The sequence below is a fragment of the Flavobacterium sp. KACC 22763 genome, assembly GCF_028736155.1.
In the GTDB taxonomy this organism is placed as follows: domain Bacteria; phylum Bacteroidota; class Bacteroidia; order Flavobacteriales; family Flavobacteriaceae; genus Flavobacterium.
The window spans coordinates 4,465,820-4,478,023 of the sequence record NZ_CP117879.1; the positions used below are offsets into that span (position 1 = coordinate 4,465,820).

7 protein-coding genes are annotated in these 12,204 nt (G+C 33.2%); 5 read left to right on the top strand and 2 right to left on the bottom strand.

Annotated elements, in window-relative coordinates; translation table 11 throughout:
* Nucleotides 1–28 precede the first annotated feature (28 nt).
* Nucleotides 29–886 (top strand): MBL fold metallo-hydrolase, encoded by an 858-nt coding sequence (locus PQ463_RS18810; RefSeq protein WP_274254987.1) that lies wholly within the window; start codon nucleotides 29–31, stop codon nucleotides 884–886.
* Nucleotides 887–972: 86 nt separating this feature from the next.
* Here PQ463_RS18810 and PQ463_RS18815 read toward each other — a convergent pair whose 3' ends face one another.
* Entirely contained in the window at nucleotides 973–1,674 is a 702-nt protein-coding gene (locus PQ463_RS18815) for a fibronectin type III domain-containing protein (RefSeq protein WP_274254988.1), read from the bottom strand.
* 3 nt (nucleotides 1,675–1,677) lie between these two features.
* A complete protein-coding gene (locus PQ463_RS18820) occupies nucleotides 1,678–6,210 on the bottom strand; it encodes a T9SS type A sorting domain-containing protein (protein WP_274254989.1) in 4,533 nt (1,510 codons plus the stop codon).
* Between the two features lie 305 nt (nucleotides 6,211–6,515).
* Here PQ463_RS18820 and PQ463_RS18825 point away from each other — a divergent pair, with 305 nt between their 5' ends.
* The 4 genes from PQ463_RS18825 (at nucleotide 6,516) to PQ463_RS18840 (ending at nucleotide 11,969) form a co-directional block, all read left to right on the top strand.
* Nucleotides 6,516–8,150, top strand: coding sequence for a S8 family peptidase (locus tag PQ463_RS18825; protein ID WP_274254990.1), 1,635 nt, complete (start codon nucleotides 6,516–6,518; stop codon nucleotides 8,148–8,150).
* Between the two features lie 64 nt (nucleotides 8,151–8,214).
* Nucleotides 8,215–10,095: a M1 family metallopeptidase gene (locus tag PQ463_RS18830; protein ID WP_274254992.1), complete on the top strand. Its 1,881-nt coding sequence runs from the start codon at nucleotides 8,215–8,217 to the stop codon at nucleotides 10,093–10,095.
* 136 nt (nucleotides 10,096–10,231) lie between these two features.
* Entirely contained in the window at nucleotides 10,232–10,816 is a 585-nt protein-coding gene (locus tag PQ463_RS18835) for a Crp/Fnr family transcriptional regulator (protein WP_274254993.1), read from the top strand.
* A gap of 94 nt (nucleotides 10,817–10,910) precedes the next feature.
* Nucleotides 10,911–11,969 carry an SDR family oxidoreductase gene (locus PQ463_RS18840; RefSeq protein ID WP_274254994.1) on the top strand — a complete coding sequence of 353 codons (1,059 nt, stop codon included), beginning with the start codon at nucleotides 10,911–10,913 and terminating at the stop codon, nucleotides 11,967–11,969.
* Nucleotides 11,970–12,204 lie beyond the last annotated feature (235 nt).

A 12,204-nucleotide genomic window follows, 5' to 3' on the forward strand; every position in this document is an offset into this window, starting at 1 on the left:
AGCTTTGTTGTTTTAGAAAATCACTCTCATGAAACTTTACCCTATAGAATCTGGAAATTTTAAGTTAGATGGAGGCGCTATGTTTGGCGTTGTTCCTAAAACCATTTGGAATAAAACCAATCCTGCCGATGCCAATAATCTTATCGATATTGCTGCACGCTGTTTATTGATTGAAGACGGAAATCGTCTTATTTTGATTGATACTGGAATGGGCGACAAACAATCAGAAAAGTTTTTTGGATATTACTCGCTTTGGGGATCACATTCTTTAGACAAATCTTTAGCAAAATATGGTTTTAATCGAGATGATATTACAGATGTTTTTATGACACATCTTCATTTTGATCATTGCGGAGGAAGTGTGCAATGGAATGCTGATAAAACAGGGTACGAGCCAGCTTTTAAAAATGCCAAATTTTGGACAAACCAAAATCATTGGGAATGGGCAACAAAACCTAATGCTCGAGAAAAAGCTTCTTTCTTGTCTGAAAATATTTTGCCAATGCAAGAAAGCGGACAATTGAATTTTATTGAAAGACCAGAAACTGATTTTGGCTTTTCGGCAGCACTTGGTTTTGAAATTTACTATGTTGATGGGCATACCGAAAAACAGATGATTCCGTATATAAAATACCAAGATAAAACGATTGTTTTTTGCGCCGATTTATTGGCAACAGCGGGACATATTCCGCTTCCTTATGTAATGGGTTATGACACAAGACCTTTGTTAACAATGCCTGAGAAATCGAAATTTTTGAATTTGGCAGCAGATCAGAATCATTATTTGTTTTTAGAACACGATGCACATAATCAGATTATAACAGTTGAACATACCGAAAAAGGTGTTCGATTGAAAGAGGTTTTTACTTGCGAAGAGATTCTTTAAACATAATAAATTAGATATAAAAAAATCCCATTTTCTAATTATTGAAAATGGGATTTTTTGATTTAACTAATTGTAATTTTTAAGGCTTAGTTGGTTTTAAATTTCCAAACCTGTCCTACGGTTTCACCACCTTTATTGTCTTTAACCACAATTCTCCAGTAATACTGTGTTGTTGGCTGAAGTGTAACCTCAAATGATTTTGAACTTGTATTCTCACTCACTTTTGCCGTTGGCGGATTTGCAGTTCCAAAATAGACATCATAAGTCAAAATATCTGCAGTGTCAACATCAGAAGCATTCCAAGTTAGATTTGCAGTTGAAGTGCTCAAGGCTGCATTTATTGCAGGAGCAATCAATTCTGGCGCAAATGGCAAATGATTTACAACTGCTGTACCAGCAGTATAAAATTTAAAGGTTGAAGAATATGAGCTAGATAAACCTTTGCTGTCAGTCGCTTTTACTCTCCAGTAGTAAGCTGTGTTTTTCTCTAGTGCTAATGCACTTGTAGAAAGAGATGAATTGTCAAGGGTATTAACGATTTGAGTAAATCCGTTATCTTTTGCAATTTGAATCTGATATACGATAACATCTTTTTGCTCGTCAGTTGAAGCGCTCCACTGAAAAGAAACATTATTATCTTGGCATAATTTATTGTCAGCTGGAGTTGTCAATACAGGTGCTGACGGAGCTGTATTTTCTGCTGGTGGATTAACAGGATCGTCTCCGCCCCCGCTTCCGCAGGCTGCAACTACTAAACCGATTATTGATAAATATATAGAATTCTTCATTTTTTAATTTTTTATAATTTTAATGTATTCCGGAGTTTCTAAATTGATTTTAGCGGCATAAATTCCTGAAGGTAATTTTTCAAGATTTAAAAGCGCTCTTCCGCTTTCAATATTATAAGTTCCGTGAGAAACTAACTGACCGCTAAAATTGTATAAATCAATAACAACTTCAGTTTTTGAGCTAGGAATTTCGATTTCGATACTGCTAGAAGTAGGGTTTGGATAAGCCGAAAGCATCGTTCCTAATTCATAAGAAGTAACTTTTTTAGCAAAAATACCTTCACAAGCTTTAGCAGTTGCAACTTCAACTAAACCAGCTTTATCTAGAGAAACTGTAAAATTGTTGTCTGTTGTCTGGAATTGTTCTTCACCATTAACAAATATTGTAAAAGGAGCCGTTCCTTCGGTAATTTCAACATTTACTGTTTTAGCGCTTACATCAGATCTTCCTGTCGTAGTTGCAGCTTTTTGAATTGTAAAATTGAAATTTTGTTCAAAGTTTTCTTCAGAAATGGTAATAGAGACGGTATAAGTGCCAGGAGCTAAATTTGCTATTTTCACGCTGTTGTTGGTGAATGGATATGTTTTTCCACCTATAGTTGCTACATAGGCATAAGATCCTTTTGCATTAATGCTAATTTCTCCATTATTTTCACCTTGGCAAGATTCTCCTTTTGTTTCAACGGTAAAGTTGTCACTTGGTAATACAAGAGCAGTCCCACAATTAGTATTATAAGAAGCTGTTGCATCTTTTTTGTTTGCCATTTTTGTATTAGCAACAGTTGCATCGTCAACCTGAATACAAGTTAAATTTGGATTGTTCGTAAAGTTTAGGTAAAAATCACTTTCATAGTATTGGCTGAAAGCCGCATTATTACCATTCTTAATATTTAAGGAAATTAAATTATTTGAACTACAATTTACTGCTGCAAGTTTTTTGTTTTTTGAAAGATTTAAAGACGTCAATTTATTCTTAGGACAATATAATGTCCATAAATTGGTGTTATTAGATAAATCTAAAGCAGTTAGTTGATTTTCACTACATGTAAACTGTGATAAGTTTGTGTTTGCAGACACATTTAGAGTTGTCAATAGATTGTTGTCGCATCCAAACTGTGTTACAGAAGTCACTTTAGAAATATCTAAAGTCTTTAATCGGTTATTAGCAAGGAAAAGATAATTAATATACTTGTTGTTTGACAAATCTATGCTTTCCAATGAATTGTTGACGCAATTTAGATAATTTAAATTTGGGTTTGCCGTTAGATTTACACTGGTAAGTTTATTGCTGTCAGCATATAAATAATTAAATTTTGGATTTTTAGAAAAATCTAAAGAGGTCAATCTATTACCTTGACAGTTGACAGTTGTAAGCTCGGGATTTTTAGAAAAATCAACTTGAGCCAATACATCATTGTATCCACAATCGAATTTTGTTAATAAAGCATTTTTAGAAATATCAATTGTACGAAGACTATTCCCTGCACAATTTACATCTGTCAAAGCGGTGTTTTTTGAAAGATCTAATACAGTTAAATAATTATATCCAACATATAGTTTTTCTAGTGCTTTAAAATCTTGTATTCCTGTTAAATCTTTTATTGGAGTGTTTTGTACATTTGAAGACCCAGTAAGATTTAGTTCTTTTATAGAAGAAATACTAGATGTTAAAACACCTCCGTTAACACCATCTTTATCAATGCCAAGTGCAATTAATTTAGTTTCAAAATTAGCATCAGGTAACATTGTGAAATTATTTGCATCACAAACTGTCGAGTAAGAAGCGGTAGTTTCTTTTGCATTTGCCCAATTAGTATCAGAAAAAGCTTTGTCGTCAACTTGGATACAAGTTAAATTTGGATTGCTTTTAAAGTTTCCTGCAGTAATGTTTTGCATTTTTGAATTGTTTCCGTTTTTCAGATTTAAGCTGAATAATTTATTTGAAGAACAATCTACTTCTGTTAATGCAATATTTTTTGAAAGATCTAAATTTAATAATTGATTCGATTTAACGTTTAATGTTGTGATTGAAACATTTTTTGTCAAATCAATCGTTTTTAGGTTGTTAGAAGAAGTGTTCAGCTGTTTTAAAGCAACGAATCCTTCGATTCCAGCAAGATTTGAGATAGAACTTGCAGATACATCTAAAGCTGTAATTGATGAAACACTAGAAGCTAATACTTTTCCATTTTTTCCATCAATATCAATACCTAAAGCAATTAACTTATTTTCGAAATTAGAATCAGGAATTGCGACAAAAGAGTTGCAAAGTGTATTGTAGTTTACTGTAGCATCTTTTAAAGCTGACCAATTTGTGTTGGCATAGCTTTCATCATCTACTTGAATACATTTTAACGCAGTATTGTTTAGAAATGAAGAAGTCGTTTTGTTAAGCAAAGTGTTTTTGCCATTTTTCAAATCTAAACTAACAAGCTTATTGTTTGAAGCATTCAAAGAAGTTAGAGAAGCATTTTTAGATAAGTCTAGAAATAATAGTTGATTGTCTTTACAGTTTAATGTTTCTAAACTAGTAAAGTCTTGAATTCCAGTTAAGTCAGAAATGCCAACTCCAGAAACATCAAGAGCTTTTATCTGAGCAATGCTTGCGGTTAATACTTGACCATTTTTACCGTCAATATCAATTTTTAAAGCAATTAATTGATCTTCAAATTTTGAATCAGGAATAAGTGTATATGGTCTGCAATCTTCAGAAAAATTGGCCCATTCATCTTTTTTAGTGCTCCATTTTTGATCTGCATTAGCTTTATTGTCAACAGAAATACAAGTTAGACTTAAATTTTTTAGCAAAGAGACATCCAAAGCAGCATTGTTACCATTTTTAAGATTAAGATCATAAAGCAGTTTGTTAGATGTAATGCTTGCGTATGTCAGTTTTGTGTTTTTAGACAAGTCTAAGCTTTCAATCTTACTTTCTCCAAAATATAGAGAAGTTAAGGCCGTGTTTTTAGAAAGATCAAGATTTCTTAATGGAACATTTCTAGAAACTAATAACTGAAGCTTTGGGTTATTGCTAAGATCAATTTCTGTTATTTGATTATTATCAATCGTTAACTGTTCAAGCAATAAATTTTTAGTTACATCCAGTTTGGTTAAATAATTATAATGAACAGCCAATCTGGTTAATTTTGTGTTTTGAGCTACATCTATAGTTGTAATTCTATTTGAAAGACAATCTAAAGCAACAAGTTCCTTGTTATTAGAAAGATTTAGCTCTTTTAGCTCATTTCTAGAACAGGCTAGCCCAGTTAGTAAAGTATTTTTTGATAAATCTAAAAAGGTTAATTTGTTTTCACTACATTCAAGCGTCTTTAAATTTGGCTGATTAGTAACGTCTAAAGTCGTTATACTATTAGTGTATGCTCTAACAAGTTCTAATGAAGTATTTTTAGAGATATTTAATTCTGTCAGTTTAGACCCCTGACAGTTTAAATTCTTTAAAAGTGTATTTTTAGATAAATCTATTGATGTAATTGCACTATATGCAAAGTTTAAATCTGTAAGAAGCGGATTTTGAGTTACATCTAGACTAGTAATTTTGTTGTTATAACAATTAAAATCAACAAGCTCTTTGTTGTTTGAAATAGTAATAGAAGTTAATTGATTAGACTCAAATTTGAGCGTTTTTAGTTTAGTGTTTTTAGAAACATCTATTGTGGTTAATTTATTGGTTCCAAAATTTAGATTTTCCAGTTCAAGATTATTAGAAAGGTCTAAAGCTGTTAATGAATTTGAACTAACATCTAAGTTTTTTAGCTTAGTGTTTTTAGAAACATTCAAAGTAGAAATTTTACCCGTGTTTCCTCTAAAAACTAAACTTTCAAGAGCGGCAAAATCTTCAATTCCAGTTAAATCTTTGATGTTCAGTGCTTCGTATGAAACATCCAAAGTTTTTATTGATGAGATTTTGCTTGTAACTACTTTTCCATTTATCCCATCTTTGTCAACTCCTATATAACTTAAAAATTTTTCAAACTCTGCATCAGGGATCTTAGTATATTGCTCTTCGTTAATATCAACCATAGAAACATTGTCGACTAAAATTTCAGAATTAAGAGAACCAGTAGTCCAGATATCAACTTCGATATTTTCAGATACAGTTGGAGTATATTCAAATTCTATTTTTCTCCACTCTGTAGTAGAAAAAGTAACATCCGATTTTTTAATTATTTCTTCCTTAAAAGTACCTGGTTTATGTTGCAAACTAAAATCTATAGAAGAAAAAGTTCCTTTAGCCAATTTGTGGTATAAAGTTACTCGGTAAGTTTTGCCTGCTACAACCGGAAAGTATTCACTGTTAATGTAATTGAATGTTCCGCTGGCAACCATCATATTGGTACTGGAAGTGCCATTTTGTACAATTGAACTTTGAGAAACAAATCCGCTAAAATAACGGTACCAATTATCTGGCTGTGATGATGAAGTCCAAGTTTCAAAGTTTCCATTTGGAACTAGATTGGTTTGTGCATTAATAGAAAAACTTGCCAGTAACAGCAATAAGAGTAGTTTTGTCTTCATAGAATAAATTTAGGATTAGGTCGCGCAAGTATAGAAGATTTAAACGGACAAACCTTACGTGAAGCCGTAAAGACTGTATTATTTGTTTATTTTTTTACAATTAGAAAGCAAATAATTGCTAGTGGGTATATTTTTAGTTTGATAGAATTATCGTGTAATTATTTGGTAGATAAAGGTTTGTGAATGCTGTGGTTTTCAGTATCTTTCGTCAAAATTTCATAACACATTGTTAACAGTTAGTTTTTTGTAACAAAAAAGCATAATTTAGACCCATCTTTTAACTTTACTTAAATATTTATAGATACATGAGTCATATAAAACCTCTTAAATTATCTGCTTTTGCATTACTTGTTTTAGCAGGTTGCAGCGCTACAGTTCAAGCGCAGGTTTCAACTTCAAAAGCATTTATTACAGCACCAGCTGCAGTTGTAAAAAAAGCGCCTCTTAGCGAGAATGAATTAAAAAGATGGAGTCATCTGGATTTAATCAAAGATTCTATTCCAGGAATGAGCGTTGACAGAGCTTATGCTGAATTACTGCAAGGTAAAAAAGGGCAGAAAGTAATTGTAGGAATTGTAGATTCTGGTGTTGATATAGAGCATGAAGATCTGCAAGGAATGATCTGGACAAATCCTAAAGAAATTCCAGGAAATGGAATCGACGATGATAAAAACGGATTTATAGATGATGTTCATGGATGGAATTTCTTAGGAAATTCGGTTCATGAAAACCTAGAAATGACCCGTATCGTTAAAAAAGGTGACGATGGTTCTGCTCAATATAAAGCTGCTTTGGCACAATACACAGAGAAATATGAAAAAGCGTTAAAGGACAAACAGCAAGTAGATTTTTTACTTGATGTTCACAATACCATTAAAAAAGAGCTTAATAAAACAACATATAAAATCGAAGACTTAAGCGCTATTACTTCAACAGACCCAAAAGTGGCAAGAAGTAAAATGATTATGACTCAGATTTTTACAAACGCAGGTTCAACTTTTGATCCAGAAGCAGATTTTGGAGAATATAAAGAACAAGTTTACGATCAGTTGGATTACAATTTGAATAAAGATTATGACGGAAGAAAAATTGTAGGCGACAATCCAGAAGACATTAAAAACAATCATTATGGTAACAATGTTGTTTTTGGTCCAGATAAGGAAAAAGCACTTCACGGAACTCACGTTGCTGGAATTATTGCTCAAGTTCGTGGGAATAATTTAGGCGGAGACGGAGTAGCGGAAAACGTTGAAATTTTAACTGTTAGAGCCGTTCCAGATGGAGACGAATATGATAAAGACATTGCTTTGGGAATTCGTTATGCAGTAGACAATGGAGCAAAAGTAATCAACGGAAGTTTTGGAAAAAGTTTTTCTCCTCACAAACAATGGGTTTATGATGCTATTAAATATGCGGCTAAAAAAGACGTTTTAATTGTTCACGCAGCGGGTAACGATGGTTATAATATTGATGAAGCTAAAAACATTAATTATCCAAACGACTCTGAAGACAACGTAAAAGAATTTGCGGATAATTTAATTACAATTGGGGCTATTAATAAATCTTACGGAGAAACTGTAGTGGCGCCATTCTCTAACTTCGGGAAAATAAACGTAGACGTTTTTGCTCCAGGAGAAGAAATCTATGCAACAGTGCCAAATAATAAATACAAATACCTGCAAGGAACATCAATGGCATCTCCAAATGCGGCAGGTGTTGCCGCTTTGATTCGTTCTTACTATCCAAAATTAAAAGCAGCTCAGGTTAAAAAGATTTTAATGGACTCTGGAGTGGCGCTTCCTTCAATGGTTGTTTTGGGTGAAAGTGAAAATCCAGACGAAAAACCAAAAGCGGTTTCTTCTGTAGAATCATCAAAAACTGCTAAGATGGTAAATGCTTACAACGCTTTATTGATGGCTGAAAAGATGTCTAAAAAATAAACAATAATACACTATTAATCCAATGGAAGAGTTCGCGCTCTTCCATTTTCTATTACATATTAACATGCGAAAAATTATTTTACTTTCTTTCCTAAGCTTAGGTTTTAATTCGGCGTTTGCACAAAGCGCCCCATATTGGCAGCAGCACGCTGACTATAAAATGGAGGTTTCGATGGATGTAAAAAACTATCAGTACAAAGGAAAACAAGAATTGGTTTATACCAACAACTCTTCTGATACTCTAAAAAAAGTATTCTATCATTTGTTTCCAAACGCATTTCAACCAGGAAGCGAAATGGATGCACGTCTTCATTTTATTAAAGATCCAGACGGAAGAATGGTAAACAAAGTAAAACAAGCTGACGGAAAAGAAGTAAAACAAAGCCGTATTGAAACTTTAAAACCTAACGAAATTGGATATTTAAAAATTGCAAATTTCAAACAAGATGGAGTTACTGCTCAAACAAGAGTTTCAGGAACAATCTTAGAGGTGACTTTGGCAAAACCAATCCTTCCAAATTCTAAAACAACTTTTACTTTAGATTTTGACGGACAAGTTCCAGTTCAAATTCGTCGTTCAGGAAGAAACAATTCTGAAGGAGTAGAACTTTCTATGTCACAATGGTATCCAAAATTAGCCGAATTTGATTTTGAAGGATGGCATGCAGATCCTTACATCGCAAGAGAATTTCACGGTGTTTGGGGTAATTTTGATGTAAAAATTACTATCGATAAAGATTACACTATTGGTGGTTCTGGATATTTGCAAGACAAAAATTCTATCGGTCACGGTTACCAAGATGCAGGCGTAACGGTTACCTATCCTAAAAAAGCAAAAACGTTGACATGGCATTTTATTGCGCCAAATGTTCACGATTTTACATGGGCTGCTGATAAAGAATATACGCATGATATTGTAAAAGGACCAAACGATGTTGATTTGCATTTCTTCTACAAAAACAACGAAAAAACGACTGCAAACTGGAAACAGTTAGAGCCTTTAATGGTTAAAGTAATGGATTATTACAACCAAAGAGTAGGAGCTTATCCATACAAACAATATTCATTTATTCAAGGTGGAGACGGTGGAATGGAGTATGCAATGTGTACTTTAATGCTAGGAAACGGAACTCTTGAAGGAATTTTGGGAACAGCTACTCACGAATTAGGACATTCTTGGTTCCAACATATTTTAGCTTCAAACGAATCAAAACACCCTTGGATGGACGAAGGTTTTACAACGTATATCGAAGACAGTGCTTTGAACGAATTAAAAGGAGACAAAAAAGAAGTAAATCCTTTTATAGGAAATTACAAAGCTTACTATAGTTTAGTAAATTCTGGTAAAGAACAGCCACAAACAACTCATGGAGATCGTTATGATGAGAACCGTCCGTACAGTATTTCTTCTTATGTAAAAGGAAGTCTTTTCCTTTCTCAATTAGAATATGTAATCGGAAAAGAGAACGTTGATGCGACTTTAAAAAGATATTTCAACGATTTCAAATTCAAACACCCAACTCCAAACGATATCAAAAGAACAGCTGAAAGAGTTTCTGGAGCGGAGTTAGATTGGTATTTAATAGATTGGACACAAACCTTAAATACGATCGATTACGGAATTAAGGATGTAGCTGACAATGCAGGAAAAACAACTGTTTCTTTAGAAAGAATTGGAAGAATGCCAATGCCAATCGATTTGAAAGTAGATTATACAGACGGAACATCTGAAACATTCTACATTCCGTTAAGAATGATGAATTTCATCAAACCAAACCCAAATCCAAACGAAAAGAGAACAGTTTTAGAAGACTGGGCTTGGGCACAGCAAAACTATAGTTTTACAATTGACAAAAACAAAACGTCAATCAAAAAAATCACGATCGATCCAAGCGGATTAATGGCTGACGTAAAACAAGCAAATAATGTTTTTGAAGTGAAATAAAGATTCTCAATCTCAAACATAAAAAAATCCAAAGCAGGTTTCTGGCTTTGGATTTTTTTTTGCCTGATAAATTTAAAAGAGTTGTAATTTTGAAAGAATAGAAGTCTTGTAAATTGAAATTTTAAAACCCAAAAGAATGGAACATTATGAAACTTTAATAAAACATATACAAGATCGAGTAGAACTTTCTGAGGAAGAAGCCAATCTATTTGTTTCTAATTTTAAAATAAAAAAGATCAAGAAACGACAATTTATAGTGCAGCCAGATTTTGTGGCTAAGTATAGAAATTATGTGGTAGAAGGCGCTTTAAGAGCATATGTTGTAAATGATGAAGGTCAGGAACACACGATTGCCTTTGCTATTGAAGATTGGTGGATTTCTGACTATAATAGCTACATTTATCAGCAGCCGGCCACAATGTTTGTTATGGCTTTAGAAGATGCTGTTTTGCTTCAAATAGATTTCGAAACAGAAGCGAAATTGAAAATGGCGAATCCGAAATTTGAAACTTTTTTTCGAATTACAGCAGAACGTACTGCCGCATTTTTTCAACGAAGAATTATTACAAATCTCACATCTTCGGCAGAAGAGCGTTATGACAAATTTATAAACCAATTTCCTTTAATCGCAAATCGAGTACCTCAATATGCATTGGCGTCTTATTTAGGAATGACAACAGAATTTCTTTCGAAAATAAAAAATAATAAACTGAAAAAATAAACTTGAACTAGTTCAACCTTATTTCATAATCCACTTCATTTTATAGCACTTTAGCTTGTCTGAACTTTGTAAAACAATTTTAAATACAAAGAAAATGACAGCAAATAAAAACACAGCACTGGTTGTTGGCGCAAATGGTGTTATCGGTGCAAATCTTATAGAATATCTTTTATCAACGAGCAACTGGGATGTTATTGGATTGTCTCGAAAAGGAGGCACAAATGCACCTAATCTGAAATACATTTCAGTTGATTTACTGGATACTGAAAACAGTAAAAATCAGTTATCGGAGCTCACAAATATTACTCATATATTTTATGCCGCTTATCAAGATCGTCCATCATGGGCTGAGCTTGTTGAGCCTAATCTGAACATGCTCAAAAATGTAGTGGAGGTAATTGAGCCAATAGCTAAAGACTTACAGCATATTAGTCTGATGCAAGGATATAAAGTGTATGGAGCTCATTTAGGACCGTTTAAAACTCCAGCCAAAGAAACAGATGCAGGACACATGCCTCCAGAATTTAACATTGACCAACAGCAATATTTAGAAAAAAAGAAAGAAGGAAAAAAGTGGAATTGGAGTGCAATCCGTCCATCGGTTGTTGGTGGTACAGCAATAGGAAACCCAATGAATCTGGCACTTTTGATTGCTGTTTATGCTTCAATTTCTAAAGAATTAAATGTTCCGCTTCGATTTCCAGGAAAAGCAGGGGCGTATGATAAACTTATGGAAATGACAGATGCGGGTCTTTTAGCCAAAGCTACAGTTTGGGCAGCTACAAATCCAGAATGTGCAAATCAGGCTTTTAATATTAATAATGGTGATCTGTTTCGATGGACAGAACTTTGGCCTAAAATTGCTTCTTATTTTGATATTCCTGTTGCGCCGCCACTTCAAATGGAATTAAAAACAGTAATGGCTGACAAAAAGATTTTATGGGAAAATATTCAGGAAAAACACAATTTAGAAAAACACGATTATGAAAAATTAGCCAGTTGGAACTTCGGAGATTTTGTCTTTTCTTGGGACTATGATTTTTTTGCTGATGGAACAAAAGCTAGACGTTTAGGGTTTTACGAGTTTATAGATACAGAAGAAATGTTTTTTAGTCTTTTTGATCAATTGCGTCAGCAAAGAATTATACCATAAATGAAAGGATGTTTTTTTGAAGTAAATAGAAAAGAAAAAGCACTATATAAATTGATAAAAGGGACTTTTTTTTTAAGGCATAACATTTTTTTGAATAGCCTCCAGCTTTAGCTGGAGGAACAAAAATGAGAATAAGAAAGGCTTTAGCCAAATTTTGATGGTTTGGCTAAAGCCTTTCATTTTTATAACAAAAAACCTCCAGCTTTAGCTGGAGGCAATTGATTATTTGCTTTAT